Source organism: Rubrivirga aquatilis, from assembly GCF_046845665.1.
In the GTDB taxonomy this organism is placed as follows: domain Bacteria; phylum Bacteroidota; class Rhodothermia; order Rhodothermales; family Rubricoccaceae; genus Rubrivirga.
In genome coordinates this window covers 541,371-567,900 of sequence record NZ_CP177355.1, presented here as the reverse complement: position 1 = coordinate 567,900, position 26,530 = coordinate 541,371, and the positions used below count along the sequence as shown (strand labels likewise).

General features: G+C 71.4%; 22 protein-coding genes. 17 read left to right on the top strand and 5 right to left on the bottom strand.

Annotated elements, in window-relative coordinates; all coding sequences use genetic code 11:
* Positions 1-68: 68 nt before the first annotated feature.
* The 8 genes from ACLII4_RS02375 (at position 69) to ACLII4_RS02340 (ending at position 12,348) form a co-directional block, all read left to right on the top strand.
* A complete protein-coding gene (locus ACLII4_RS02375) occupies positions 69-3,224 on the top strand; it encodes a right-handed parallel beta-helix repeat-containing protein (RefSeq protein ID WP_412069295.1) in 3,156 nt (1,051 codons plus the stop codon).
* Between the two features lie 147 nt (positions 3,225-3,371).
* A complete protein-coding gene (locus ACLII4_RS02370) occupies positions 3,372-5,438 on the top strand; it encodes a BatA domain-containing protein (protein WP_412069294.1) in 2,067 nt (688 codons plus the stop codon).
* Positions 5,439-5,544: 106 nt separating this feature from the next.
* Positions 5,545-6,942 (top strand): GTPase HflX, encoded by a 1,398-nt coding sequence (hflX, locus tag ACLII4_RS02365; protein ID WP_412069293.1) that lies wholly within the window; start codon positions 5,545-5,547, stop codon positions 6,940-6,942.
* Positions 6,943-7,089: 147 nt separating this feature from the next.
* Positions 7,090-7,743, top strand: a complete 654-nt coding sequence (locus ACLII4_RS02360) for a CBS domain-containing protein (RefSeq protein ID WP_412069292.1) — start codon at positions 7,090-7,092, stop codon at positions 7,741-7,743.
* A 95-nt stretch (positions 7,744-7,838) separates the two neighbouring features.
* Positions 7,839-8,294, top strand: a complete 456-nt coding sequence (locus ACLII4_RS02355; RefSeq protein ID WP_412069291.1) for a hypothetical protein — start codon at positions 7,839-7,841, stop codon at positions 8,292-8,294.
* Entirely contained in the window at positions 8,294-9,133 is an 840-nt protein-coding gene (locus ACLII4_RS02350; RefSeq protein WP_412069290.1) for a sterol desaturase family protein, read from the top strand. The genes ACLII4_RS02355 and ACLII4_RS02350 overlap by 1 nt, the downstream gene beginning before the upstream one ends.
* Positions 9,134-9,249: 116 nt before the next feature.
* Complete coding sequence (gene gyrB, locus ACLII4_RS02345) at positions 9,250-11,295, top strand: DNA topoisomerase (ATP-hydrolyzing) subunit B (protein ID WP_412069289.1); 2,046 nt, start codon at positions 9,250-9,252, stop codon at positions 11,293-11,295.
* An 81-nt stretch (positions 11,296-11,376) separates the two neighbouring features.
* Positions 11,377-12,348: a glycosyltransferase family 2 protein gene (locus tag ACLII4_RS02340; RefSeq protein ID WP_412069288.1), complete on the top strand. Its 972-nt coding sequence runs from the start codon at positions 11,377-11,379 to the stop codon at positions 12,346-12,348.
* Between the two features lie 12 nt (positions 12,349-12,360).
* Here ACLII4_RS02340 and ACLII4_RS02335 read toward each other — a convergent pair whose 3' ends face one another.
* Positions 12,361-13,581 carry a hypothetical protein gene (locus ACLII4_RS02335; protein ID WP_412069287.1) on the bottom strand — a complete coding sequence of 407 codons (1,221 nt, stop codon included), beginning with the start codon at positions 13,579-13,581 and terminating at the stop codon, positions 12,361-12,363.
* Positions 13,582-13,705: 124 nt separating this feature from the next.
* On the opposite strand from ACLII4_RS02335, the gene ACLII4_RS02330 reads away from it, so the two are divergent.
* The gene (locus tag ACLII4_RS02330; protein WP_412069286.1) at positions 13,706-14,839 is read left to right on the top strand and encodes a glycosyltransferase; all 1,134 of its coding nucleotides are present in this window, start codon (positions 13,706-13,708) and stop codon (positions 14,837-14,839) included.
* Positions 14,840-14,955: 116 nt separating this feature from the next.
* Here ACLII4_RS02330 and ACLII4_RS02325 read toward each other — a convergent pair whose 3' ends face one another.
* Positions 14,956-15,324, bottom strand: a complete 369-nt coding sequence (locus ACLII4_RS02325; RefSeq protein WP_412069285.1) for a hypothetical protein — start codon at positions 15,322-15,324, stop codon at positions 14,956-14,958.
* A gap of 75 nt (positions 15,325-15,399) precedes the next feature.
* Between ACLII4_RS02325 and ACLII4_RS02320 the strand changes: the two genes are divergently transcribed.
* Positions 15,400-16,221, top strand: coding sequence for a class I SAM-dependent methyltransferase (locus ACLII4_RS02320; protein WP_412069284.1), 822 nt, complete (start codon positions 15,400-15,402; stop codon positions 16,219-16,221).
* 64 nt (positions 16,222-16,285) lie between these two features.
* A complete protein-coding gene (locus tag ACLII4_RS02315; protein WP_412069283.1) occupies positions 16,286-16,747 on the top strand; it encodes a PEGA domain-containing protein in 462 nt (153 codons plus the stop codon).
* Positions 16,748-16,758: 11 nt separating this feature from the next.
* Here ACLII4_RS02315 and ACLII4_RS02310 read toward each other — a convergent pair whose 3' ends face one another.
* Positions 16,759-17,286, bottom strand: coding sequence for a hypothetical protein (locus ACLII4_RS02310; RefSeq protein WP_412069282.1), 528 nt, complete (start codon positions 17,284-17,286; stop codon positions 16,759-16,761).
* A gap of 160 nt (positions 17,287-17,446) precedes the next feature.
* On the opposite strand from ACLII4_RS02310, the gene ACLII4_RS02305 reads away from it, so the two are divergent.
* On the top strand, positions 17,447-20,257 hold the full coding sequence (locus ACLII4_RS02305) for a M16 family metallopeptidase (RefSeq protein ID WP_412069281.1): 2,811 nt from the start codon (positions 17,447-17,449) through the stop codon (positions 20,255-20,257).
* 88 nt (positions 20,258-20,345) lie between these two features.
* Here ACLII4_RS02305 and ACLII4_RS02300 read toward each other — a convergent pair whose 3' ends face one another.
* Positions 20,346-20,969: a class I SAM-dependent DNA methyltransferase gene (locus ACLII4_RS02300; RefSeq protein WP_412069280.1), complete on the bottom strand. Its 624-nt coding sequence runs from the start codon at positions 20,967-20,969 to the stop codon at positions 20,346-20,348.
* 145 nt (positions 20,970-21,114) lie between these two features.
* Complete coding sequence (locus ACLII4_RS02295; RefSeq protein WP_412069279.1) at positions 21,115-21,564, bottom strand: hypothetical protein; 450 nt, start codon at positions 21,562-21,564, stop codon at positions 21,115-21,117.
* 241 nt (positions 21,565-21,805) lie between these two features.
* Between ACLII4_RS02295 and ACLII4_RS02290 the strand changes: the two genes are divergently transcribed.
* The 5 genes from ACLII4_RS02290 (at position 21,806) to ACLII4_RS02270 (ending at position 26,473) form a co-directional block, all read left to right on the top strand.
* Positions 21,806-22,093 (top strand): type II toxin-antitoxin system RelE/ParE family toxin, encoded by a 288-nt coding sequence (locus ACLII4_RS02290; RefSeq protein WP_412069278.1) that lies wholly within the window; start codon positions 21,806-21,808, stop codon positions 22,091-22,093.
* A gap of 111 nt (positions 22,094-22,204) precedes the next feature.
* A complete protein-coding gene (locus ACLII4_RS02285) occupies positions 22,205-23,956 on the top strand; it encodes a CTP synthase (RefSeq protein ID WP_412069277.1) in 1,752 nt (583 codons plus the stop codon).
* A 129-nt stretch (positions 23,957-24,085) separates the two neighbouring features.
* A complete protein-coding gene (locus ACLII4_RS02280; protein WP_412069276.1) occupies positions 24,086-24,589 on the top strand; it encodes an NUDIX domain-containing protein in 504 nt (167 codons plus the stop codon).
* Positions 24,586-25,809: a hypothetical protein gene (locus ACLII4_RS02275; RefSeq protein WP_412069275.1), complete on the top strand. Its 1,224-nt coding sequence runs from the start codon at positions 24,586-24,588 to the stop codon at positions 25,807-25,809. Before ACLII4_RS02280 ends, ACLII4_RS02275 begins: the two co-directional genes overlap by 4 nt.
* A complete protein-coding gene (locus ACLII4_RS02270; RefSeq protein WP_412069274.1) occupies positions 25,796-26,473 on the top strand; it encodes an ATP-binding cassette domain-containing protein in 678 nt (225 codons plus the stop codon). The genes ACLII4_RS02275 and ACLII4_RS02270 overlap by 14 nt, the downstream gene beginning before the upstream one ends.
* The last annotated feature ends 57 nt before the right edge of the window (positions 26,474-26,530 follow it).

Genomic DNA, 26,530 nt, shown 5'->3' with positions numbered 1-26,530 from the left:
GGAACACCGCGATAAACTGTTGGCGTGTCGCCATTCACTCAGGTCCACCTCTTCTCAAGGCCTCCCCTATGCCCCTCGTTTCTCACACATCTTCTGCTCTGCGGGCCCTCGCGCTCGCTGCCGCCGTCCTCATGAGCGGCGCCGCAAGCGCCGCCATCATCACCGTCGACACGCTCGCCGACGAGGTCGTCGACGACAGCAACTGCTCTCTCCGGGAGGCCGTTCAGGCTGCCAACACGGACAAAGTCGTCGACGCGTGCGTCGCGGGCCAGAAGGGGCCTGACAGCATTGTCTTCGCGCCGGGCCTTTCGAATGGGACCGTCGTGTTCAAGAGCGGGGCCATCGCCGTTACAGACACGCTCTCGATCGACGGGACCACCTCGTCAACCTCGAGAATCGCGCTCGACGGCAACTTGTTCTTCCAGATCTTTGTGGTCCGGGAAGTGCTCACGGTCGAGGATCTCGAGCTCCGGCGCGGGCGGGCGGCCCGGGGCGGCGCCGTCTTCGTCGCTGACTCGGCGAAGTTCGCGGCCACGAACGTGTCGTTCCTTCGGAACGAGGCGTTCGGGAACGCGGCGACGGACGGGGGCGGAGCGATCTATAACGACGGCGGCGACGTCGACCTGCGCTCGACCGATTTCCAAGTGAGCAATGCCTCCGGGACCTCGGGGTCCGGCGGGGCCGTCTTCAACAACGGTGGCACGCTCGCCGTGCAGTTGTCCCTGTTCCTCCGGAACGAAGCCAACCGGGCGGGCGGGGCCATCGAGTCTCGCGGGGGGACCACGACCCTTGATCGCGTCACCTTCGACCAGAATGAGGCCGGGTCCAACCCTGGCAACGGCGGGGCCTTCCACATCTCGGAAGGCGGGTCGGCCACCATCGACGGTGGCACCGTGACGGGCAACGTCGCGAGCAGCGAGGGTGGTGGGTTCTGGAACAACACCGGGACCATGACGATCGTCGGGACGACGTTCACGGACAACGAGGCCAGCGGCGCCAGCGCTGACAACGGCGGCGGCGCGCTGTTCAACAACGGCGGCCGGATGGTGCTCACTCAGGTGACCGTAACCGGTAACTCGGCCACCGGAGCGGCAGGATCGGGCGGCGGCGTCTTCAACGCTGGGGGCGAGCTCGTGGTGTCGAGGAGCACGATCTCGGACAACGAGGCGCAGCGAGCCGGCGGTGGCATCGAGGACGCGGAAGGCGAGGTCGCCATCGTGCAGTCGACGTTCCTGAACAACGGTGTCGCGATTGGGGCCAACCCGGGCAACGGCGGCGCGGTCCACAGCGGAGCTGGAGAGCTCACCATCGTCGGCGGCCGGTTCGAAGGCAACTCGGCGGTCGAAGGCGGTGCCATCTGGACGAGCGGCGAGCTCGTGATCTCCGACAACCTGAATGACCTCCCCAGCAACCTGACGCCGGTCACCCTGCCCACCATCACCGATCCGGTGATCACGAACAACGAGGCAACGGGTGACGACAGCGATCAGGGCGGCGGCGGCGTCTACGCGACCGCGGCGGCCCTGGTGACCATCACCAACTCCGTGATCTCAGCCAACACCGCCAGCGGCACGGCCGGGTCGGGCGGCGGCGTGTTCTCGGCCGGTGACCTTACGATCCGTACCGCCGAGGTGACGGGCAACGTGGCCAACCGGGCGGGCGGCGGCATCGAGGACGCAGGCGGGACCGTCGACCTCGAAGACGTCGAGCTGACCGACAACTCGATCGGCACGGCGGCGCCGGGCAACGGCGGCGGTCTCCACAGCGGTGGCGGCAACGTGTCGATCACGCGCGGCGTCGTCACGGGCAATACGGCCGTCGAGGGCGGCGGGCTCTGGACGAGCGGGTCGATCACGATCAACGGCGGTGCTGGCCCGGGCGACCCCGACGGCAACGGCGTCGACAACGGGCGCGACGACAACGGGGACAACCGCCGCGACGACGACGACGACGCGGTCGACGGCGCCCGCGACGAGTACACCAGCATCGCCGACAACGTGGCCACAGGCGCTGCGGCTGGGACCGGAGGCGGTGGCATCTACGTCGAGACCGGCGGCGCCGTGTCGGTCCGGTACGCGACCATCGAGGACAACGCGGCCTCTGGGGCGTCCGGCTCTGGCGGCGGCCTGCTGGTCGCCGACGGCGCCTCGGCACGCCTCACGTTCGCCGACATCGTGGGGAACACCGCCAAGCGCGCGGGCGCCGGGATTGAGTTGTTCGATGACTCCGCGACGAGCAACGCCGTAGGGGAGACCTCGCTCACGCTCCGGAAGTCGACGGTCGATGACAACGAGATCGTCGAGGCCATGCCCGGCAACGGCGGCGGCATCCACGCCGGCGGCGCGGCAAGCATCCTCATCCAGCAGTCGACGATCTCGCGGAACGACGCCCGCGAGGGAGGCGGCCTGTGGGTCGCCGGTGGCGTCTCCGCGACGGTCCAGCAGTCGACGGTCTCCGGCAACACGGCGGCCGACGACGGCGGCGGCATCTACGACGACGGCGGTGCCGCCGTCTCGCTCGCGAGCACGACCGTCCTCCAGAACATCGCCGGGATGGAGGGCGGTGGCTTGGTCTCGCAGGGGGCCACGTTCTCGCTCAACAACACGATCGTCGCGCGGAACAGCGCGGCGACCAACCCCGACTGTGACGGCACGTTTCAGTCGGGCGGCTACAACCTCATCCAGAACACGAGCGGCTGCACCGTCCAAGGGCTGACGGCCAGCAACGTCACGGGTGCGGACCCGATGCTCCGTACGCTCGGCGACTACGGAGGGCCGACCCGGACGCACGTCCCGATCGACGGGAGCCCGGCCATCGACGCCGGCCAGAGCTCGTTCGTGGTCGACCAGCGTGGCTTGCCGCGCGGCGGCCAGGGCGGCAACACGTCGGACGACGACATCGGCTCGGTCGAGCTCGGCTCGCGTCCCGTCGCCATTGGCGATGGTCCCGAGGTCGAGGCGGTCCTCGCGCTTCGGTCCGTCCACCCGAACCCGGCCACGAGCCGCGCGACGATGGCGTTCTCCGTTGCCACGGCGGGCCCGGCTCGGGTCGAGCTGTTCAACGTGCTCGGCCAGCGTGTCCTGACAGCGTTTGACGGCCAGGCGGCGCCGGGGGCCGAGGTCGCCGTCGACGTGGACCTCGGCCGGCTGGCGGCTGGCGTCTACCTCGTCCGGCTCGAGTCCGAGGGCGCGGCGGCGACGCGGCGGCTCACGGTCGTGCGATAGCGCACCGGGACGACAGACCTGCGCGCCCCCGCTGGCTCCGGCCGGCGGGGGCGCTCGCGTGAGGGGGCGGCCGGTCCCCCAGGCCGAAGCTCGTCGAGGCGGGCGGCGCTGGGGCGCGAGCGGCGGGCGTGGCTACGTTCGGCGGCCATGGGCTTCCTCAATCCGTTCGTCCTCCTCGGGCTCGCCGCCGCCGCGATCCCAATTGCGGTCCACCTCTTCAACTTCCGCCGCCCCGAGCGCGTCGACTTCTCGACGCTGCGGTTCGTGCGCGAGATCGAGGCGACGGCCATGCGGCGCGTGCGCATCAAGCAGTGGCTCCTGCTGGCGCTGCGGACGCTCGCGGTCCTGGCCCTCGTGCTCGCGTTCGCGCGGCCGACGCGGACAGCCGACGCCGGCGTGTTTTCCGAAGGCGTGGCGCGGAGCCTCGTGCTCGTGCTCGACAACAGCCGCTCGATGACGCTGCGCGACGCTCAGGGCGAGCTGCTCGACCAGGCCAGGGCGCTCGCGAGCGGCGTCGTGGAGGCGACCGGCCGGGGCGACGAGCGGACGCTCTCGCCGACGGCCGCGCCGGGCGGGTACCGGCCCGTCCCCTACGAGACGGCGGGGCCGGTCTTGGACGCCATCGAGGCGCTGCCCGCGCTCGCGGGGGCCGAACTGCTGGCGCAAGCGGTCGCGCGAGCGGGGAGTTTGTTGGAGGGCGCCATCCACCCACGCCGTGAGATCGTCGTCGTGAGCGACCTCCAGGCGGCGACGTTCGGCGACTCGCTCTCGGCCGCGCTGCCCGACGACGTCGACGTGACGCTGCTGCCGGTCGGCGCGCGCGCCCAGGTCAACACGGCGGTGACGGACGTGCGCATCGTGAGCCGGATCGTGGAGCCGGGGCGACCCGTGCAGGTCGAGGCGACCGTCGTCCGCTACGGCGGCCGGGCGGGGACGGTCGGCGCGGCGCTCCTCCTCGATGGCCAGCGCGTGGCCGAGACGGCGGTCGACGTGGTGCCGGGCGAGCCGTCGACGGCGCGGTTCACGGTCACCCCGCCCGCCCGCGGTTGGCTGGGCGGCGAGGTCCGCATCGAGGCCGACGGCGCGGCGTGGGACGACGCGCGGTACTTCGCGTTGCGCGTGCCGCCGCCGCCGCGCGTGCTCGTGGTCCGGGGCGACGGCCAGCGGGCCGATCTGGTGTCGCTGGCGCTGGGCGTCGCCGCCGAGTCGGGCGGGCTGGCGCTGAGCGAGGTCGCCGAGGGCGCGCTCGCGGGCGCCGACCTCGGCGCGTACGACGCCGTCGTGCTCGTCGGCCCGTCGCGCGTGTCCGATCCGGGGCGACTGGCGACGTTCGTGGGCGAGGGCGGCGGCCTGCTCGCGTTCCCCGGCGACAGTCCGGGCGCGCTCGACCCACTCCTGTCGGCCCTCGGTGGCGGCCGGTTCGACGGCACCGTCGGTACCGTCGACGGCGAATCCCTCGGTACCTCGACCGACGTGGACACCGAGCACCCGCTCTTCGCGGGCGTCTTCGACGACGCCCGTCCGCGCCCCGAGCGCATCGAGATCCATCGGCTGGCGCGCTACCGGGCGGGCGGGGCCGACGAGGCGACGCTGATCGGAACGCAAGCGGGGGCCCCCCTCCTTCAGGAAATCCGGAGAGGGGAGGGGCGCGCGCTCGTCGTGGGCGTGGCGCCGGACTTGGGGTGGAGCGACTTGCCGCAGACGGGCCTGTTCGTGCCCCTCCTGTACCGCTCGGCTGCCTACCTCTCTGCTGGGTCCACGGCCGCCGGCACAGGGGAACTGGTGGCGCGAGAGGGCGGGACGGTGCGCGTCGAGGGCGTCGAGGCGGGCGCGGCGCTCACGCTCGTCGGGCCCGACGGCATTGCGCTCACGCCATCTCAGCGGACCGTCCCAGGCGCGGTCGTGCTGGACGTGGGCGACGCGGTCGCCCAGGCGGGCCTGTACCGCGTGCTCCAGGGTGAGCGCACGCTGCGCGTCGTCGCCGTCAACGAGGACGCGGCGGAGTCGGACCCGGCGGCGCTGGACCCAGACGAGGCCGCGCGGCGGCTGTCGGCCGCGACCGGCCGCGAGGTCCGCGTGATCGAGGACGCGGCGGCGCTCGTGAGTGAGGACGCGGCGGGCGTGCCGCTGTGGACGTGGCTGCTGGCCGTCGCGCTGGCGTGCCTGGTAGCCGAGACGATCGTGGCGGCACGCTGGCGGCCCCAGACGGCGTAGCGCCAGCGAGTCGTGTGGGGGAGGCCGTCCGCTCCCAGCTTTCACGGGGCGGGCGAACCGTTTCCGCTCGTCGTCGCGTTCACAGGCTCCAACCCCAGATCGCCTTTTGACGCCCATTACCGCCCGTCGCCGAGAGACCGCCGTGCTCGTCGGCGTGACCACGCCCGACACGACGGCCGCCGAACTCCGCGACGGCCTCGACGAACTCGAACTCCTGACCGACACCGCCGGCGCCGACACGGCCGCGCGCGTGACCCAGAACCTGCCCCGCGTCCACGGCGCGACGTTCATCGGCAAGGGCAAAGTCGAGGAGCTCCGCAAGACGGTCGAGAAGCACTCCGCCGACTTGGTCGTGTTCGACGACGACCTGTCACCGGTCCAGGTGCGCAACCTGGAGAAGATGATGGAGGCCGAGAAAAACAACGTCAAGCTGGTCGACCGCTCGGGCTTGATCCTGGACATCTTCGCCAGCCGGGCGCGTTCGGCGCAGGCCAAGGCGCAGGTGGAATTGGCGCAGCTGACCTACCTGCGCTCGCGCCTGACGCGGGCCTGGACGCACCTCGAACGCCAGAAGGGCGGCATCGGGATGCGCGGGCCGGGTGAGACCCAGATCGAGACGGACCGTCGGCTCATCGGCCGCCGGATCGCGGTTCTCAAAGACCACCTCGAGAAGATCGACCGCCAGCGGACCACCCAGCGCAAGGGCCGCGGCGACCAGACGCGCGTCGCGCTCGTGGGCTACACCAACGCCGGCAAGAGCACGCTGATGAACGCGCTCGCCGACGCCGACGTCTTCGCCGAGGACCGCCTCTTCGCCACGCTCGACGCGACGACTCGGCAGGTCGACCTCGACACCAACAAGGGCGTCCTGCTCGCCGACACGGTCGGCTTTATCCGCAAGCTGCCCCACGCCCTCGTGGAGAGCTTCAAGAGCACCCTCGACGAGGTCCGCGAGGCGGACCTGCTGCTCCACGTCGTCGACGTGACGCACCCGAACGCCGAGGACCACATCCGCGTCGTCAACGAGACGCTGGCGGAGCTGGAGGCGCAGGACAAGCCGACGCTGATGGTGTTCAACAAAGTCGACGCGCTGGAGGACACGGGGCTTTTGGACCAACTCGAGGGCCTCTACGACAACGCCGTGTTTATCTCGGCCGCGCGCGGCATCGGGCTCGACACCCTGCGCCAGCAGACGCTGGACTTGGTCGAGTCGGACTACGTGACGCGGACGGCGCTGCTGCCGGTCTCGGACCCCAAGGCGCGGTCCTACATCCACGGGGTCGCCGAGGTGATCGAGGAGACATTCGGTTTCGCCGACGACGCGTATGCCGCCGACGCTCCGCTCGTCCCGGTGACGAAGCTCCGGTACCGGGCGTCGACCAAGAACGCGCCGGACCTCGACCGGATGCTGGAGCAGTACGGCAACTTGCGCTGGGCGGGCGCGGACGGGGCGTCGGGAGATGGGGCCCCGTCTGGAGACGTCGCGCCTGGCCCGTCAAATTGATCTTCCGGAGGACTAAATCGGGTGAACGGGCCCGGGCGCGGTGTGAATGGTTGCCCACTGTGGGCCGCTCGCGAGACGCGGTACGCCATTTGCCCGTTCAGTAGTTGCTAGGCGACTAGCTTGCCCACAGGCCGTCCCCCCACTGCCATGACTGTTGCCACCCTCCTGAGCGCCATCGAGCCGCTCCAGACGACGGATACCGTCGCGGATGCGCTGATGGACCTCGCCGACGCCCACGTCGCGCACCTGCCGGTGCTCGACCCGACGGGCGTGCTCGACTCGATCGTCACCGAGGCCGCTCTGCGCGAGCACCCCGACCCCACATCGCCGCTGGGCGCGCTCGTCGCTGGCGAGCCCGTGTCCATCCGCCCCGACACCCACGTGTTCGATGCGGCGCACCTGCTCCGCCAGCACGGCCTGAGCGTGCTGCCCGTGTTGGAAGAGTCGGGCGAGTACGCCGGCCTCGTCGTTCGCCAAGACGTGTTCGGCCAGCTGGCGCACATGCTGGCGACCGAGGAGCCCGGCGCGATCGTCGTGCTGGACATGGCGCGGACGGACTTCTCGCTGGGTCAGGTCGTGCAGCTCATCGAGCAGAACGGCGTCCGCATCCTGTCGGTCTCGACGGAGGACGACCCCGGTGCCAGCCGCGTCCGCGTGACGTTGAAGCTCAACGTCTCCGACACGGCCCGCGTCCGCCACCTGATGGACCACTACGACTACCGCGTCGTGGCCGTCTTCGACGAGGCCGAGGACGACCTCGAAGAGCGCGCCGCCGCCTTCCTGCGCTACCTGAACGTCTAAAACGGTATGCAGTGCGGGGTCCTGGGTACGGGAGCCACCTCGACGGGGCGGCTCTATGGACTCGGCCATACCGCGTACCCTGTACCTCGTACCCAATGAATGCCTTCCCCGCCATCGCCCTGCTGGCGTCCGCGCGTGCGGCGTTCGGCGCGGCCATCCAGATCGGCGACCGCCGAGCCGGGCGGGATGCCACCGAGCAGGAGTCGGAGACGACCGCTCGGGCCGACCTCGGCGTCCTCACCGACGCGCTGGCGGAGCAGACCGTCCGCTTGCGGCTCCGAGCCGCTGTCGGCGCGCCGGGCGGCCCGGCCGCCCTCGCCCAGACCTTCGAAGACCGGATCTTGCTCGATGACGTGGGGCGGACGCTGGCGGTCGCCCACCAGAAGCTGCTAAGCCTGTACCCGGCCGTCAACGTCGGGCTCGTGGAGGCCGTCCGCCGGCAGGCGGGTGCGGCGCGAGACCGGGCGCTCGCCGACGAGCCGGCACGCGCGCTCGCTGCCTTCGCCGCCGCCGTCGCAAGCCTCACCGACCGGCTCGCCGAGATCGCCTAGTGGACCTCGACGCCCTGCGCCAGATCCAGCCCGCCGTCACCGTCGCGGTGCTGGCGGCGCTGCTGCTCGCCGAGACGGCGCACCCCTTTTTCGACGCCTTCCGCGACCGCTCGCGCACGCGTCACGGGGTCCGGAATCTGGCGCTCGGCGCGGTCAACGGGCTCGTCGTCGCCGTCGGGTTCGCTGGGCTGTGGGTGGCCGCCGCCGAGTGGGCTGACACCAGCGGGGTCGGGCTGCTGAACGTGCTCGGCCTGCCCGCCTGGGCGCATCTCGTGGGCGCCGTGCTGCTGCTCGACCTGTGGATGTACGCGTGGCACCGCCTCAACCACCGCGTGCCGTTCCTGTGGCGCCTCCACCGCGTCCACCACTCGGACGCGCAGATGGACGTGACGACCGCCAGCCGCTTCCACACGGGCGAGATCGTGCTGTCGTCCGTCCTGCGCGTCGGCGTCATCGCGGGCCTGGGCGTCTACGCGTGGGAGCTGGTGGCCTACGAGACGGTGATGTTCGTCGTCGTCCAGCTCCACCACGCGAACGTCGGGTTGCCGGACCGCGTCGACCGTGCGCTCCGGCTTGTGATCCCGACGCCCGCGATGCACAAGATCCACCACAGCCGCTGGCAGCCCGAGACCGACTCCAACTACGGCTCGCTGTTCTCGTGGTGGGACCGCCTCTTCCGCAGCTTCCGACTGCGCCGCGACGTGTCGACGGTCCGGCTGGGCTTGGACGGCTTCGATACGCCCGAGCACGAGTCGCTGAGGGGCCTGGTGGCCGTGCCTGCGGCGCCGCTCGACGGGCCCGTGGAGGACGAGCGAAACCGTCCACCAGAGGGGGAATAGCGGGGGCCGTGGAGCGTTGAGGAATCTGAGCAAAACGCCCCGTCCGGCCGTATTTTGGGCCGATTGACGCAGCGATAGATCCGGCCGTCTGAGGCCGCCCCCCGACCCCCCGCTAGATGTCCGATACGAACGGAACCGACCGCCCCTACGAGAACGCGGCGACGCCCGACGGCGCCACCCCGACGCCCCCCACCAACGCCTTGCCGACCCCGGACACGGGCGGCGACGGCGTCCCCTCGCGCGGGGACTATGGCGCCAACAACATCCAGGTGCTCGAAGGCTTGGAGGCCGTCCGCAAGCGCCCCGCGATGTACATCGGCGACGTGGGCGTTCGGGGGCTGCATCACTTGGTCTACGAGGTGGTCGACAACTCGATCGATGAGGCACTGGCGGGCTACTGCGACCACATCGAGGTCATCATCCACCAAGACAACTCGATCTCCGTCAGCGACGACGGGCGCGGGATTCCCGTCGCGATGCACCCGACAGAAGGCAAGCCAGCCGTCGAGGTCGTGATGACCGTTTTGCACGCGGGCGGCAAGTTCGACAAGGACACCTACAAGGTCTCCGGTGGGCTCCACGGCGTCGGCGTGAGCTGTGTGAACGCGCTGAGCGACCGGCTCGACGTGACCGTCCGCCGTGACGGCGGCGTGTTCACGATGGCCTTCGAGAAGGGCGACACGGCCGAGCAACTGACGCGCGTCCGCGACATGGCGGAGGGCGAGGAGACCGGCACGACGGTCCACTTCAAGCCCGACACGGGCATCTTCTTCGACCGCGTCTACCGCTTCGACACGATCGCGGCGCGGATGCGCGAGCTGGCGTACCTCAACAAGGGCATCACGATCACGCTCACCGACGAACGCGAGGACGACCCCGAGCTGGGCGTCGAGACGTACCACTCCGAGGGCGGGCTGGCGGAGTTCGTGGAATACCTCGACGAGGCGCGCGAGAGCCTGTTCGACGGCGAGATCTCGATTGAGGACGAGGACGCCGACGTGCCCGTCTCGCTCGCGATGCGCTACAACACGGGCTACCAGGAGAACGTCCTGTCGTTCGTCAACAACATCAACACGCACGAGGGGGGCACCCACGTCTCCGGCTTCCGCCGCGCGCTCACGGGCACGCTCAAGGCCTACGCCGACAAGAACGAGCTCCTCAAGAAGGCCAAGGTCAACCTCAGCGGCGACGACTTCCGCGAGGGGCTCACGGCGGTCCTGAGCGTCAAGGTGCAGGAGCCGCAGTTCGAGGGCCAGACCAAGACCAAGCTGGGCAACGGCGACGTGCTGGGCGCGGTCGAGAGCCTGGTCCGCCAGAAGCTGGGCGAGTGGCTGGAGGACCACCCGAAGGAGTCGAAGATCATCGTCCAGAAGGTGATCCTGAGCGCGCAGGCGCGGACAGCGGCGCGGCGCGCCCGCGAGCTCGTCCAGCGCAAGAGCGCCTTCGGCGGCGGCGGCCTGCCCGGCAAGCTGGCGGACTGCGCCAGCAAGGACCCCAGCGAGTCGGAGCTCTACCTCGTCGAGGGCGACTCGGCCGGCGGCTCGGCCAAGCAGGCCCGGGATCGCCACTTTCAGGCCATCTTGCCGCTCCGCGGCAAGATCCTGAACGTTGAGAAGGCGCGGCTCGACAAGATCTTGGACAACGAGGAGATCAAGAACATGGTCACCGCGCTCGGTGTCCAGATCGCGGCCGGCGCCGACGAGTTCAACGACGAGAAGCTCCGCTACCACAAGGTGGTCCTGATGACCGACGCCGACGTGGACGGGGCCCACATCCGGACGCTGCTGCTGACGTTCATCTACCGCTACCTCCGGCCGCTCCTCGAGGCCGGCTACATCTACATCGCGCTCCCGCCGCTGTACCGCGCCAAGAAAGGCAAGAAGGAGGTGTACTGCTGGAACGACGACCAGCTGGCGACGGCCATCGCCGAGATGGGCGGGGCAGCCGGCGTCGGCGTGCAGCGCTACAAGGGGCTCGGCGAGATGAACCCCGAGCAGCTGTGGTCGACGACCATGGACCCCGAGTTCCGGATGCTCCAGCTCGTCACCATCGACGACGCGGCGGCCGCCGACAAGACGTTCTCGACGCTGATGGGCGACGCCGTCGAGCCCCGACGCAAGTTCATCGAGCGCAACGCCAAGTACGCGACGATCGACACTTAGAGACTCGGGGACTGGGAGGCTGGGGACTGAGGGAGACCTGATTTCCCCCCTGTCTCTAGTCCCTGGTCTCCAGTCCCCTCTATGCGCCCCGACCTCTCCGTCGTCGTCCCGGTCTACAGCGAGGCCGAGAGCCTGCCCGAGTTGGCAGACCAGATCCGCGCGGCGCTCGACGGCGCCGGGCTCAGCTTCGAGGTGTGGTTCGTCGACGATGGGTCCGACGACGACTCATGGTCCGTCATCGATCGGCTACACGGGGCAGACGCGCGGTTTGCGGGCGTCCGCTTCCGGCGCAACTACGGCAAGAGCGCCGCGCTCGCGGCCGGGTTCAGTCGGGCGACGGGCCGGACCGTCGCCACGCTCGATGCCGACCTGCAGGACGACCCGTCCGAGCTCCCCGCCATGGTCGCCCGCCTCGACGCGGGCGCCGACTTGGTCAGTGGGTGGAAGCAGAAGCGGAACGACCCGTGGGAAAAGCGGTTGCCGTCGAAGTTCTTCAACCGCGTGACGCGCTGGATGTCGGGGATCCCGCTCCACGACTTCAACTCGGGCATCAAGGCGTACCGCCGAGAGGTGGTCGAGAGCGTACGCGTCTACGGCGAGCTCCACCGCTACATCCCGCTGCTGGCGAAGTGGGAGGGCTACACCAAGATCGAGGAGCAGGTCGTGAACCACCGGCCGCGGCTCCACGGGACGACCAAGTTCGGGTTTGAGCGCTACCTCCGTGGCTTCCTCGACCTCATCACGGTCCTCTTCCTGACGCGCTTCGTGCGCCGCCCGATGACGTTCTTCGGCGGGCTCGGGACGCTCGGGTTCCTGGCCGGCTTTGCCGTGCTGGCGTACCTCACGGTCGAGAAGCTGGTGTTTGGCCAAGCCATCGGCGACCGGCCGCTCCTGCTGTTCGGCGTGATGCTGATCCTGCTCGGGGCCCAGTCGTTTCTGGCCGGTCTACTCGGTGAGATGATCGTGCGGCCCGAGATGGAGCGGCCGGACCGAACCGACATCCGCGCGGAGCTGGCGCCCGCCAGCCCCGTCCGCGAGGCGGCCGAGGCGTAAGGCGGACGCGCGCTACGGCCGGACCTGCAATACCACGCCGTGCGCGGGCGACGGCTCGAAGGAGTTGTTGCCGAACGTGTAGCGGGCGTAGGTGTAGCGGAGGTCGAACCGCTCGCCTAGACGGGCGGGGAGGGCGTTGTCGGCGAGTCGCCCGATGCCGCGCAGCGCGCCGCCGACGCTGAGCGTGACGCCGCTTGACTCGCGCGGGACCACGCTCCCCCCGCGCATCGCGCCGAGCGATAGTGTGACGGTCTCCGCCAGCGATAGGCGGACGGCCTGCCGCGTCAGGACCTGATCGCTCTCGTCGCCCGCGCCGAGCAGCACGTTCGCCGCCGACAGGCCCCAAAACTGGGCGCCCGGGTCCTCGGCGCCCGTGAGCACCTCGAGGGCGACAACGCGGTATGCGCGGGGCGTTCCCGCGTCCAACTCGACGGCGGTGAGCAGCCGGATCCCGGCCGACGGCGTGCGCTGGACGGCGCCCGACGGCGTGACGCCGAACGCGGACAGCGGGTCGTAGGTCGGGGCCGAGTCGGCCAGGCCCAGGCCGCGCAGGGCGTAGCCCGCCGTCAGCTCGACGTCGAACCGGGCGCCGCGGGCGCCAGCGGGCTGGAGCCAGCGCCCGACCGGGAGGGTCACGTCGAGGCCGAGGTCGGCAACCGTTGCGCGCGCGCGGTCGTCGTCGCCGACGGTGCCGTACAGGGCGCCGGAGGTGAGCCGCCGGACGCTCGCGCCCGCCCGGACGTGGACGGGCCCCTCGACCGCCCCGCCGCCGCCGAGCGCCACCGTCCGGTCGAGGCCGGGGTCGAAGTCGACGCGGCCGGGACCCTGCGCGTCGGAGGTGGGCCCCTCGGGGGCGAACACGCCGGTGAACGGGGGGACCGAGAAGGTGCCGACCGCGACGCCGACCCCGATCGAGGCGGGGCGCCCGGCGAGCGTGCCGCGCACGCCGGCCGCGATCGAGACGGCGGCCGAGGACGTGTCGTCGTAGCCGAGCCACCGCGGCGACAGCTCGCCCGAGACCGTGACGCCATCGGCGAAGCCCGCCAGCACGGCCGGGTTGTCGAGCATCCGGAGCGGGTCGGCCGTCGGCCCGAAGGCGCAGGCCTCGGCGACGGCCTGGGCCTCGGCCGAGAGCGGGAGGTAGGGCGTGACGTACGGGGTGAACACCGTCGACTGCTGCGCCGCGGCGGCGGGCGCGAGCAGGACGGCGAGGGCGAGAAGGGGCGTGCGCATGCGTGGTGGGATCGGGGGGCGGAGCGTACGGAATCGGACGAGGGATGCCAGGGCAGGACGGTGCGCCTTCGGCGGAGAGTGCCCTCCGGCGCGCCGCGCGTCCGGCCGCGTGTCATCTTGCGGCATGGCGCGCATCACACTCCTCGGCCCAGCGTGGCCCTATCGCGGCGGCATCGCCCACTTCCAGGCTTCGCTGGCGCGCACGCTGGCGACGCGCGGGCACGACGTGTCCCAGGTCACGTTCCGCCGGCAGTACCCGGGGCGCCTTTTCCCGGGAACGTCCCAACTCGACGACGGCGCGGAGCCCGACGAGCCGGCACCGCGCCTCATCGACAGCCTGGGCCCGGCGTCGTGGTGGCGCACGGCTCGTGAGGTGGCCGCAAGCGGCACCGAGGTCGCGGTGTTCATGCACTGGATGCCGTTCTTCGGGCCCGCGTTCGGCACGATTGCGCGGCGGCTCCAGGCTCGGGGCGTGACGGTGCTGGCCGTCGTCCACAATGCGCTCCCGCACGAACGGCGACCGGGTGACCACGTGTTGACGCGATACGCGCTCGGCGCTTGCGACGGGTTGGTGGTGATGAGCGAGCAGGTCCGCAGCGACCTCGGCCGCCTCGATATCGACGGGCCCATCCAGCAGGTCGAGCACCCCGTCTACGACGTGTTCGGCCCAGCGACGCCCAAGGCCCAAGCACGTGCCGCGCTGGCACTCGACCCTGACGCGCCGACCTTCCTGTTTTTCGGATTCATCCGCCGCTATAAGGGGCTGCACGTGTTGCTCGACGCGTGGCCTGCCGTCTGCGCCGCCGTGCCCGACGCGCAACTCGTGGTGGCCGGTGAGTTCTACGCCGACGAGGACGCGCTTCGGGCCCAGGTCGCCGCGCTCGGGGGCGAGGCCGGCGGCGTCCGCCTCGACGCGGAGTACATCGCAGACGACCGCGTGGGGCTCTACGTCAGCGCAGCCGACGCCGTCGTGCAGCCGTACCTCTCTGCGACCCAGAGCGGGGTCGCGCAGGTGGCGTTCCACTTTGAGCGGCCCGTCGTCACGACCGACGTGGGGGGGCTGGCAGAGGTCGTGCCGGACGGCGTGGCAGGGCTCGTCGTGCCGCCCGACGACGCGCCGGCCCTGGCGGCGGCGCTCGTTCGGTTCGCCGACGAGGGACTTGCGGAGCGGCTGGCGCCGGGGGTGGCGCGGCAGCGCGCGCGGTTCTCGTGGGACCGTGTGGCCGAGGCCGTCGAGGCGCTGGCCGGAAACTCCTGAAGACCGGTACACGTCGGAGCGCCCCTTGCTCGGCCCGCCCCCTCGTCGCAGCAGGTTAGAGCGCCGCGTGGATTCGGTTCTCGGTCCACCGCTCCACAGATCCGCGGGCCCCGCCTCTACTCGTGAGCCAGCCAGGCGCGAGCGGCGGCCTCATCGACGAACGCTTTCAGGGGAAAGCCGCGGGCGGCGGCCGAGGCCTCGAAAAATTGCGTGACGAGGAACGCCTCGTCGTAGAGGTCAAGCAACGCGACACGCCGGCTGAAGACGATGCCCTGCGCTAGAAGCGCTTCGGAAATGGTGTGGGCGTCGCGGTATGAAAACCCGGGGATGGTGGCCCTCCGCATGTCGATCAGCAGGGGAGCCGCACGGTCTTCGGCGTCTCGGGCAGCGGCGCCGACGGCGGCGATCGCGTCGTCCACCGAGAGGGTGCCGTCGAGCGAGCGCACGGTGGGCGCGACGGGAGGCGGATCGGAGCGGTGGGGCATCGGGCGACGGGGCAGGCAGGAAGCTACCGGTCCGATGCCGACCGTCCGTACCCTTCGGCACACCTCCCCACCGTTTTGGATTACGACCCCGTCAAAGACCGCCTCGGCCGCTTCTTTTGGGCCACGCCCACCCGAACCCGGGCCTTCTACCGCGTGCTGGATACCGTCTTCTTGCGCTCGTGGTACGTCCGCCGCGCGCTTCGCCGCCACGTCGAGGCGTGCGGCGACCGCCCGGTCCGCGTGCTCGACGCCGGCACCGGCTTCGGGCAGTACGCCTACTGGCTCGTCCGCTCGTTCCCAAACGTGACCGTAACGGCGCTCGACATCAAGGACGAGTACCTCGCGCGCGCCCAGGCCTTCATGGCGCAGACGCCGTTCGCGAGCCGCGTCGCCTTCGAGAAGGCCGACCTCACGTTGCCGCTGGAGTACGCCGACGCCTTCGACCTGGCGCTGTCGGTGGACGTGATGGAGCACATCGAGGACGACCGGGCGGTGTTCCGGCACGTGCTCGCGGCCCTCAAGCCCGGCGGCGTGTTCATCGTCAACACCCCCAGCGACCAGGGCGGGAGCGGCGTCACCGAGGAAGGGGAGGAGAGCTTTATCGGCGAGCACGTCCGCGACGGGTATCCGCTCGATGAGCTGGTCGAAAAGCTGGAGACGGCGGGGATGGAGGTGACCGAGACGGCCTACGCCTACGGCCGGGCGGGCTCGGCCGGGTGGCGGCTCCTCGTCAAGTGGCCCATCCAGATGCTCTCCGCCAGCAAGTGGCTGACGCCGCTCGTGGCCGCGTACTACCTCCCGGCGGGCCCGGTCGGGCTGGCGCTCAACGCCCTCGACGTCCGCGCCGACAACCCGACGGGCACGGGCCTGCTGGTGACCTCGCGGCGGCCGGGCTGACGCGTTACTCGCGGGCCGAGACGTGCGGCAACTGGGTACCTTCCGCGCTCACACGCCCATGCTCATGCCTGCTCGCCTCGCCCTCGCCGTCCTCCTCCTCGCTACCTCGGGCTGTGCCACCATTGTTCAGGGCGGTCGACAGGACATCTTGGTCGACACCGACCCCTCGGGCGCTCGCGTCACCGTCAACGGCTATGAGGCGGGGGAGACCCCGGTCATTCTCGACCTCAAGCGGGACGAGCACCACCACGTCGAGCTCGCCCTTGAGGGCTACGAGCCCGTGGTGTTCCGCCTCGAGCGCGACCTCGACTTCGTCCCCGCCGTCGTCGGCAACGTGTTCAGCTTTGGCCTCCTGGGCTTCGCCGTCGACTTCGTGAGCGGCGCGGCGTATGAGCTGAGCCCGGACGAGCTGCTCGCGACGCTGCAGGCCGAGGGCGTCACGGTCGCCCCGTCGGACGACCCGAGCCAGATCCGCGTCGTGCTCCTCCCCGCCGAGGCCGTCGAGGCCGCACTCGCGGCGCGGTAGCCCGAGGTCAGCTACGGCCCGTCGGCGGCGCGCGTGTAGCGGATCACCCAGTTGTCGGTCCACGTCTCGCCGCCGTCGGTCGAGGCCTGCCAGCGCCAGACGAGCGCGTCGGCGGTTACGTCCTGCCAGACCATCCGGTTGTGCTGGGTCTGGCCCTGGGCGTTCTCGAACGGCGGCTGGCGCATCGCCGTCACCCGGCCCTCGGCGTCGGTCTCGCCCTCGAAGGTGAGGTAGCCGGCGCTGTTGTCGACCCAGGTCTGGCGCCAGCCGGCCGGGGTGCGCACCGACACGCTCTCGCCGGCGTAGCCGCCCGCGCCCGTGAACCGCTCGCGGACCACGCAGCCGCCGTGCTCACGCGTGATGACGTTCGTGCCCGAGGCCGTGCCCGAGGGCGTGCCCGTCGGCGTGTCCCACTCCAGATCCCAGGTGCCGACCCAGAAGTCGAGGCCGTCCGCCTCGGGCGTGGTGCAGGGGGCGGCGGGTTGGGCGGCGAGCGGCGCGGCCAGGACCGCCAGCAGGACGAGAGGGGAGAGGCGCATCGCGGGAGGTCGTGGAGGTTCAGGGAGATAGCCCGAGACCCGGGCGGGCGCAAGGCACACCGGCCAGGTCCGGCCCGATTGCCCTGCCTACGACCCGAGTCGTAGATATCCTCTAGCGCGCAGTCGCGCGCCCGATGTGCCGTCAAACTCCCTGGCCCCGATGATCCGTCCCCTCCGCATCCTTCCGCTCGCGCTCGCCCTGCTGGCGGTCGCCCCCCACGCCCAGACCGCCGAGATGGCGCTCCCGTTCGACCCCGCCGTCCGGCAGGGCGAGCTGGCGAACGGGCTGCGCTACTACGTCCGCGCCAACACCGAGCCTGAGGGCCGCGCCGAGCTCCGGCTGGCGGTCGACGCCGGGTCCATCCTGGAGGCCGACGACCAGCGCGGGCTGGCCCACTTCGTCGAGCACATGGCCTTCAACGGGACCGAGCGGTTCGACGAGCCCGAGCTCGTCCGCTACCTCGAGTCCGTCGGCACCCGCTTCGGGCCCGACCTCAACGCGTACACGTCGTTCGACGAGACGGTCTACATGCTTCAGGTCCCGACCGACTCGGCCGAGGTGTTCTCGACCGGGCTCGACGTCCTCCGCGAGTGGGCGGGCAGCGTCACGCTCGACGATGAGGCCATCGAGCGCGAGCGCGGCGTCGTGCTCGAAGAGTGGCGGCGCGGGCAGGGCGCGAATGAGCGCATGAACCGCATCCAGTTCCCCATCTTCTACGCCGGCTCGCAGTACGCCGAGCGCCTGCCGATCGGGCTCCCCGAGATCATCGAGGGGGCGCCCCCGGAGGCGCTCCGCCGCTACTACCGCGACTGGTACCGCCCCGACTTGATGGCCGTCATCGTCGTCGGCGACGTCGACGCGGACGCCGTCGAGGCCATGATCCGCGAGCGCTTCGCCGACCTCGAGGCGCCAGCCGACGCGCCCGAGCGGACCGTCTTCGAGGTCCCGTTCCACGACGAGACCCGGTTCGCGCTCGCCAGCGACCCCGAGGCCCCGCAGACCATCGTCCGCGTCTCGTTCAAGCGGCCCGCCACGCGGGTCCGCACCACCGCCGACGCCCGGCGCTCGCTCGTCGAGGACTTGTTCTTCTCCATCTTCCGCAGCCGCCTCGACGAGATCCGCCAGGAGCCCGGGGCCCCGTTCGCGCTCGCCTTCGCCTCGAACGGCAGCGGCCTGCGCACGCTCGGGGGCGCGTCGTTGCTGGCGCTCGTCGCCGACGACCGCGTCGCGGACGCCGTCGAGGTGCTGGCGACCGAGGCCGAGCGCCTGCGCCGCTTCGGCGTGACCGAGGGCGAGCTGGAGCGCCAGAAGGCCGAGACGTTGCGCGAGGCCGAGTCGGCCGTCGCCGAGGCCGACAACCAGCCCAGCCGCAACCTCGCCGGCGCCTACGTCCAGTCGTTCCTGCGCGACCAGCCGGTGACGGCGCCCGAGACCAACCTCGCGCTCGCCCAGCGCCTGCTCCCGACGATCACCGCTGAGGAAGTGAGCGCCGTCGCGGACGTGCTCGTCTCGCGCGAGAACCGCGTCGTCGCCGTCAACGCCCCCGAGCGCGACGACCTCGTCCTGCCGACCGAGGCCGACCTCGCCGCCGTGCTCGCGGCCGTCGCCGACGCCGACCTCGACGCCTACGAGGACAACACCGTCGAGGGCCCGCTCGTCGCCGACATGCCGACGCCGGGCACCATCACCGACGAGGACACCGACGACGAGCTCGGCACGACGACGTGGACGCTGTCGAACGGCGCGCGCGTCATCCTGAAGCCGACCGACTTCAAGGCCGACGAGGTGTGGCTCCAGGCCACCAGCCCCGGCGGCTCGTCCCTCCTGGACGACGACGAGGTCGCGGTTGCGGGCGGCGCCGCCGGCTACGTCGGCCAGGCGGGCGTCGGCGCCTTCGACCAGGTCGCCCTCGGCAAGAAGCTGACCGGCCAGATCGTCCAGGTCCGCCCGACGATCGGCAGCGACACCGAGGGGTTCTCGGGCCGCGCCGCGCCGGCCGACCTCGAGACGCTCTTCCAGCTCGTCCACCTCTACGTCACCGCCCCGCGCCGCGACGAGGCGGCCTTCCAGGCCTCGCAGGCCCAGACGCGTGGGTTCCTCGCCAACCAGGTCACGACGCCCCGCGTCGCCTTTAGCGACACCCTGAGCCAGACGCTCAACGGCTACCACCCCCGCTCGCGCACGCTGACCCAGTACCTCGCCGACCTCGACCGCGCCGACCTCGACCGCGCCTTCGCGTTCTACCAGGACCGGTTCGGGGACGTCTCCGACTTCACGTTCGTGCTCGTCGGCGCCTTCGAGCCCGAGGCCGTCCGCCCGTTTGTCGAGACCTACCTCGCCAGCCTGCCCGGCGGCGGGCGCGACGAGGAGGCGAGGGAGATCGTGATGACGCCGCCCCCGGGCGTCGTCGAGAAGACCGTCCGCGCGGGCGTCGAGCCCCAGGCCCAGGTCGCCGTCGTCTTCCACGGGACGATGGACGCCGACGACCGCGAGGACCGCGTCCGCGTCGCCGCCGTCGCCGACGTGCTCTCGAAGGCGCTCCGCGAGGAGCTCCGTGAGGACCGCGGCGGCGTCTACGGCGTCAGCGTCCGGCCCAGCATCGACCAGGACACCGACCAGGTCCAGGTCCAGATCTCCTTCGGCACCGACCCCGAGCGCGTCGACGAGCTGGTGGCCGCCGTCTTCGAGCAGGTCGAGGCCGTCCGCGCTGGCGAGGCGCTCCCCGAGCACCTCGCCGCCTTCCAGGAGCAGCAGCGCCGCGGCATGGAGACCAGCCTGCAGGAGAATCGCTACTGGCTCAGCATCTTGACCGAGGCTGCGCGCCGCGACACCGACCCCCAGGACGCCATCGACGAGCCCGACCTCGCCGCCGTCCTGACCATGGACGACATCGCCCACACCGCCCGCCTCGTCCTCGACCCCGAGCAGGTCGTCCGCGTCACGCTCCTGCCCGTTGAGGACGCCGAGTAGCCAACGCCGCCCCTGCCCGCCTCCGCACCGAGGTGGGCGGGGTGCTGGCCGGGACGTAGAGCCGAGTCCACGGGGCCACTGCGGCGAGCTAGTCCGTCTTGGTCCCCGACGCCACGTACAGCTCGCCCCCAAACGTCATTGGGTCGGCCGGAAACACGTCCCGCTCGAAGTCGGAGCACCGGGCTGCCAGCGGACGCCACGCCTCGCGCGAGAGGTCGGCCCGCGCCACCCACTCGACCGACCGCGTCGCCTGCGTCCGCTCCCCAGCGTAGACATCGAAAAGCACGAACCGCCCTCCGGGGCGGAGGAGCGAGAACAGCTGGTCGAACGTCGCTTCCCAGTCCGGCAGGGCCGTCAGCCCCAACGCGCAGAGGATGCCGTCGACCACCGGCTCGCCGATCGCGTCGCGAAGCAACTCGGCGTCCACACCGGCCGCCGGGGCGCGGCGGAGGGTGACGGTGTCCCATCCCGCGCGCGCCACCCGACGTCGGGCCTTGCGCAGCATCCCGCGCGACCGGTCCACGCCGAGCACAGCGCCCGTCGGCCCGACGGCGGCCACCAGGGCGTCCAGGCTCTGCCCCGTCCCGCACGGGAGGTCGAGGACGCTCGCGCCGTGCGCCAACCGGAGCGCCTGGACGGCGGCGGGCCGGAACGGGGCATAGAGATCTTCGAGGGCGCGGTCGTAGACGAGCGCGAAGAGGTCGTACCACATGCGTGCAGCGGAGTCACCGGGGCGGCCTGCACGAAGGTAGAGCGCAGCCCTCCGAGCGCATCCTGGGCCAGGCCGAGGATGCGCTCCTCGTCGCCGAGCGGCCCGCGCTCGCGGCCGGAGCTCGCGGAGCCTCGGACGCGGCGGGCTACCCGTCGACGGCGGGCCGGTCCGCGACGACGACGAACGACCCCGTCTCGCTCCACGGTCCGTTTTCCCCTTCGCCACCGGCCACCCGGACGCGCCAGTACAGGGTCGGGGACGCCGCCCCTTCATCCACCCGGGGAGCGTACTTGGCATAGATCCGCTGGCGGGAATCGTACCGGGTGCTGCTCACGCTGTGCGAGACGGACGGGTCGAACGTCGGGCTCGGAGAGATCTCGACGACCATCCGGTGCGCTCCAGCATCCAGGGGGAGCGACGAGGTCCAGAGGAGGCGTGGCTCGTCCGCGGCCGGGCTGGCACCCGCCGCGACGTGGAGGGTGTCGCCGTCGATCGGGGTCTGGAGGAACGCATCCGACGAGACGGCCGACGAGGTGAACCCGTCGCAGCCAGTGAGAATCGGGAGCGACAAAAGGGCGGCCAAAAGTGTGCGCATGGGGTGCCGATGTTTGGTAGGAAGGGGTGGCGTCAAAACCGCAAGGCTCCGGTTTGTTGTGTTCACGGGCGCCTCAGGGGCCGATTCCGGCCCTGTGGCTCGCGGCCGTCGCGCAGCCTCGATCACCATGCGGGGAGGCTAAAGACAGAGGGGTCAACGGGTAGGCGCCTCCTCGGGGCGGGCGACGCAGGACGAGGTCGAGGCCGAGTTCGCGCGGCGGCGCGAGGCGCGGGGCTAACCCGTGGCCGTGGCCCTCTGGACGCCTCGGACGCGAGCGGATCCCGCGGCCATCGAGGACGACTACGTCGACGTGGCACCTGCCTACGCGGACCTCGTCGTCGCCGGGCTCCTCCGCGCGGTTCGGCGCTTGGAGGCCTTCTCGTTGTCCGGCCGCGCCGTGCCGGAGATCGCCGACCCAATGATCCGCGAGGTCATCTGGCGCGAGTACCGCGTCATCTACTGGGCAGACGCCGACCGCGTGGACGTGCTCACCGTCCTCCACACCTCCCAGCAATTCGGAGCCCGCTAGCGTCCGCCTCGGCGCTGAGGTGGGCGCTGGCCGCCACGTGAAACCTCGTCGGCGGCGCGGCGCCCGGACCGCCCGCCCGTAGCTTGCTCGGCGAGCATTCCCCCCCGTCCGATGCCCGCCGACTCCGCCGTCAAGTTCATCTTCGTGACCGGGGGCGTGACCTCCTCTCTGGGCAAGGGGATCGTCTCCGCCAGCCTCGGCCGCCTGCTGGAGGCGCGCGGCCTGCGCGTCACGATCCAGAAGTTCGACCCCTACATCAACGTCGACGCGGGGACCATGAACCCCTTCGAGCACGGCGAGGTCTACGTCACCGACGACGGCGCCGAGACGGACCTCGACCTGGGCCACTACGAGCGCTACCTCGGCGTCCCGATGTCGCAGGCCAACAACGTGACGACGGGCCGGGTGTACTCGGGCGTGATCGCCAAGGAGCGCGCCGGGGCCTACCTCGGCAAGACTGTCCAAGTGGTCCCCCACGTCATCGACGAGATCAAGGGCTGGATGCGGCGCTTGGCCGAGTCCGGCGACTACGACGTCATCCTGACGGAGGTCGGCGGGACCGCCGGCGACATCGAGTCGCTGCCGTACCTCGAAGCGATCCGCCAACTCTCGCTCGAGGAGGGCCGCAAAAACACGGCGCTCATCCACCTCACGCTCGTCCCCTACCTCGCCGCCGCCGGCGAGCTCAAGACGAAGCCGACCCAGCACTCCGTCAAGACGTTGCAGAGCTACGGGCTCCAGCCGGACCTGCTGGTGTGCCGGACGGAGCACCCGCTCCCGGGCGACGTGCGCAAGAAAATCGCCCTGTTCTGCAACGTCGGGCCCGAGGCGGTGGTCGAGAGCCGCGACGCCGAGTCGATCTACGAGGTGCCGCTCCTGTTGCGCGAGCAGCGCTTCGACGAGGTCGTCTTGGAGCGCCTGGGCCTGACCGACGCCCTCGCCGTCGACCCCACGCCCGACCTCGAGTCCTGGGTCGACTTCCTGCGCCGGCTCAAGAACCCCGAGGACAAGGTGACCATCGCGCTCGTCGGCAAGTACGTCGAGCACCAGGACGCCTACAAGTCGATCTCGGAGAGCTTCCTGCTGGCGGGCGCCCGCAACGGCGTCGAGGTCGACGTCCGGGCCGTGCTCTCCGACGACGTGACGGCGGCCAACGTCGAGGACAAGCTGGCGGGCGTGGCCGGCGTGCTCGTCGCCCCCGGCTTCGGCGACCGCGGCATCAACGGCAAGATCGAGGCGGTCCGTTGGGCCCGCGAGACCGGCGTCCCCTTCTTTGGCATCTGTCTCGGGATGCAGGTCGCGACGATCGAGTTCGCGCGGAACGTGGCCGGGCTGGAGGACGCGCACTCGACCGAGTTCGAGCCCGACACCCCGCACCCGGTCATCGCCATGATGGCCGAGCAGAAGACGGTCACGGACAAGGGCGGCACCATGCGCCTGGGTGCCTACGACTGCGCCTTGTCCGACGGCACGCTGGCGCGCGAGATCTACGGCGCCGACGCCGTCAAGGAGCGGCACCGCCACCGCTACGAGGTCAACAACGACCTGCGGTACCGGCTCCGCGAGGCCGGGCTCGTGTTCTCGGGCCTCAACCCCAGCCGCGACTTGGTGGAGATCATCGAGTTGCCCCGGCCGCCGGAGGGCGACGGCGCGGCCGAGGGGCCGGTGCACCCGTGGTTCGTCGGCGTCCAGTTCCACCCCGAGTACCGCTCGCGGGTCAGCGAGCCGCACCCGCTGTTTGTGGAGTTCGTTGGCGCGGCCGTGGCGCACGCGCGCGGCGCGGGCCTGCTGGCGGAGCCCAAGGGGCCCACGCGCACGCGCCGCGTCCGACGTGCGACGGCCCGCGTTTTGGCAGAAGAGTAGAGGAGAAGAGGCGGGGAGGAGTGGAGGCATGAATGCCAGCGACCCGCAGACGCGAGGCGGTGGTCGATTCGGATCCGCCTCACGCTCCCATCCTCTACTCCTCTGTCCCTCTTTTCGTCTTCTTCTGCCATGCCCGACATTCCCGCCAGCCTCGCCGACCGTGTCCGCGTCCGCGTTGGCGCGCTCGTCTTCGACGACGCCACGGCGCCGACGGCCGTGCTGCTGGCGGAGCACCGGGGGATCTGGGAGGACCGCCCGTTCTGGACCCCGCCCGGCGGCGGCGTCGAAGTCGGCGAGTCGCTGGCCGAGGCCGTGCGGCGCGAGGTCAAGGAAGAGACCGGCTTGGACGTCACCGTCGGCCCCGTCCGCTACGTGCTCGACTTTGTCCGCCCCCCGCTCCACGCCGTCTCGTTCTACCTCGCCTGCCACACCGACGACGACCTCGCGGGTGCGCGCCTGGGCACCGACCCCGAGCTGTCCGACGACGACCAGCTCCTCCGCGACCTCCGCCTCGTGCCTTTCGACGAGTTGGCCGACTTGACGCTCTACCCCGAGCCTTTCGCCGGCCGCCTGGCCGCCGACGCCCGCGGCGGATTCCCCGACGGCACCGTCTACCTCGGCACCTTCCGATGAGCGCACCGGACGGATACGTCGGGGTCACCGCCCGTCGACGCCGCGTCTTCGCCACGCTCGCGGCCGCCCTCGTCGCCGCTGCGCTTGCGTTCCTCGCCAGCGATGGTGCGGATGCGGCCGAGCGTGCCCGCCTCGTCCGCTACGTCGGCATCCTGGTCTCGGCCGCGCTCGCGATCGGCGCCCAGCACGCCCTGTACCCGTCTCCCCACGCGCGGCGCTTGCAACTCGCCAACCCCGATGGCGCCCGACTGCTGGCGCTCCAACTCGGGCGCTGGCTGCCGGTCCCGCTCGTGCTCGCCGTCCCGGCGGTCGTGCTGGCAGGCGGGGACGCGTTGCTGGCGATCGAGGGCGTGGTTGGCGTCGTGGCGCTCGGCGTGTACGCGTTCGCCCGCGCGAGCATGCTGGGCGAGCGCGTGGAGGCGTGGGAGAGGGGAGAGGCGGGCGGTTGGTACCAGGAGATGCAGCGCGCGATTCCGGCGAGCCGCGCGGTCTTCGTCGTGCCCGACGCCCTGCTCCCCGGCCTCTTGCTCACCGGCGAGATCTTTCTCGTGGGCTCGGTCCTGTCGATCACCGGCCGCGCGCTCGGCACTGGCTGGGCCGCGCTCGTCGCCCCCGTCGCACTGGTCGGGCTTGCGCTCGTCCTCGTCGCCCGCCAGCGGGGCGCCTTCGACCGCGCGTTCTGGGCCTCGCACGGCGTCTGGGCCGACGCCTTTCGCCAGGTCGAGACCGGCGACGGCCGCGAGCCGGTCGCCTTCGACGCCGTCTACTGGGCGCCACCGTCGCTCCGTCCCGCTGTCTGGGCCGGTCTGGTCGCCTTGGATCGCCGGTTCCCGCTCGGCCGCGTCGCCGCCGTCGCCCTCACGATTGTCGCCCTCGTCCACCTCGCCGACGCCGGGCCAGGCGTCGAGGCGGCCACGCTCGCACTCACCGTGCTCGGCCTCAACGGCGCCATCGCGCTTGCGGTCGGGCCGGACGTGGCGCCGCCCGCCCGCGTGTGGCGGCTCGGTGGGGTGGGAAAATGGACCGCCGTCCGCGCCCTGATGAACGCCCGCTGGCTGGTCCCCCTCGTCGTCGTCCTGCTGGCGATGGTCTGGCTCACCGACGACGTGACGTTCGCGTACGTCGCCGTGTGGGCAGCCGTTGACATCGCCGTCGCCGTCCTCAGCGCAGGTCTCGTGACCGTCGCCTCGCACCTCCGCTTCCGCCGTGCTGTCGCCTAGTCTCACCTCCCTGCTCACCGTCGCCCCCGGTCGCCAGCGCGACTTGGTGGTCGAGGCCGTCACCAAGCAGTACGTTTTCGGCCCCGTCGTGCTCGCGGACGTGACGCACACCTTCCGCCCCGGCACGGCGACGGGACTCGTGGGCCCCAACGGCTCCGGCAAGTCGACCTTGTTGCGCGTGCTCTCGGCCATGAGCCCGCCCACGAATGGAACGGTCCGCTACGGCGACCTCGACGTCCACCGCCGCCCCCACGCCGCGCTCTCGTCGATCGGCGTCGTCCACGACCAGCCCGACCTGCCCGGCTACCTCACCGCCGTCGAGACCGCCGAATGGGTCGCACGCGAGCGCGGCGCCTGGGACGCCGACGCGCCGGCCCGCCACGCCGCCCTGTTCGACGCCCTCGACCTCGACGAGCGCCGCGACGCCCCCACCCAGACGTACTCGGCCGGCATGACCCGGAAGGCCCAGCTCGCGGTCGCCTTCGCCGGTGCCCCCGCCGTCCTCCTGCTCGACGAGCCCTTCCGCGCCCTCGACACGGCCGCGACCGACGCCGCGCTCGATCTGCTGGTCGCCTTCCGCGACGGCGGCGGGGTCGTGGTCCTCTCGAGCCACCGCGCCGACTTGCTCGACCGCTTGTGCGACGCCCGCTTGGCGCTGGGCTGATCCGGCCCCCCTCGGCGTCCCCGCGGCCCGCTCGGCGACGGCCCGAGGCGGGCCCGT

What these genes read in the sequence shown, in the direction of transcription:
- ACLII4_RS02310 (WP_412069282.1), bottom strand. Translation starts at nt 17,286, where the DNA reads ATGCGCCTCTCCCCTCTCGTCCTGCTGGCGGTCCTGGCCGCGCCGCTC.
- ACLII4_RS02305 (WP_412069281.1), top strand. Translation starts at nt 17,447, where the DNA reads ATGATCCGTCCCCTCCGCATCCTTCCGCTCGCGCTCGCCCTGCTGGCG.
- ACLII4_RS02340 (WP_412069288.1), top strand. Translation starts at nt 11,377, where the DNA reads ATGCGCCCCGACCTCTCCGTCGTCGTCCCGGTCTACAGCGAGGCCGAG.
- ACLII4_RS02315 (WP_412069283.1), top strand. Translation starts at nt 16,286, where the DNA reads ATGCCTGCTCGCCTCGCCCTCGCCGTCCTCCTCCTCGCTACCTCGGGC.
- ACLII4_RS02275 (WP_412069275.1), top strand. Translation starts at nt 24,586, where the DNA reads ATGAGCGCACCGGACGGATACGTCGGGGTCACCGCCCGTCGACGCCGC.
- ACLII4_RS02300 (WP_412069280.1), bottom strand. Translation starts at nt 20,969, where the DNA reads ATGTGGTACGACCTCTTCGCGCTCGTCTACGACCGCGCCCTCGAAGAT.
- ACLII4_RS02285 (WP_412069277.1), top strand. Translation starts at nt 22,205, where the DNA reads ATGCCCGCCGACTCCGCCGTCAAGTTCATCTTCGTGACCGGGGGCGTG.
- gyrB (WP_412069289.1), top strand. Translation starts at nt 9,250, where the DNA reads ATGTCCGATACGAACGGAACCGACCGCCCCTACGAGAACGCGGCGACG.
- ACLII4_RS02375 (WP_412069295.1), top strand. Translation starts at nt 69, where the DNA reads ATGCCCCTCGTTTCTCACACATCTTCTGCTCTGCGGGCCCTCGCGCTC.
- ACLII4_RS02295 (WP_412069279.1), bottom strand. Translation starts at nt 21,564, where the DNA reads ATGCGCACACTTTTGGCCGCCCTTTTGTCGCTCCCGATTCTCACTGGC.
- ACLII4_RS02325 (WP_412069285.1), bottom strand. Translation starts at nt 15,324, where the DNA reads ATGCCCCACCGCTCCGATCCGCCTCCCGTCGCGCCCACCGTGCGCTCG.
- ACLII4_RS02355 (WP_412069291.1), top strand. Translation starts at nt 7,839, where the DNA reads ATGAATGCCTTCCCCGCCATCGCCCTGCTGGCGTCCGCGCGTGCGGCG.
- ACLII4_RS02280 (WP_412069276.1), top strand. Translation starts at nt 24,086, where the DNA reads ATGCCCGACATTCCCGCCAGCCTCGCCGACCGTGTCCGCGTCCGCGTT.
- ACLII4_RS02330 (WP_412069286.1), top strand. Translation starts at nt 13,706, where the DNA reads ATGGCGCGCATCACACTCCTCGGCCCAGCGTGGCCCTATCGCGGCGGC.
- ACLII4_RS02360 (WP_412069292.1), top strand. Translation starts at nt 7,090, where the DNA reads ATGACTGTTGCCACCCTCCTGAGCGCCATCGAGCCGCTCCAGACGACG.
- ACLII4_RS02335 (WP_412069287.1), bottom strand. Translation starts at nt 13,581, where the DNA reads ATGCGCACGCCCCTTCTCGCCCTCGCCGTCCTGCTCGCGCCCGCCGCC.
- ACLII4_RS02370 (WP_412069294.1), top strand. Translation starts at nt 3,372, where the DNA reads ATGGGCTTCCTCAATCCGTTCGTCCTCCTCGGGCTCGCCGCCGCCGCG.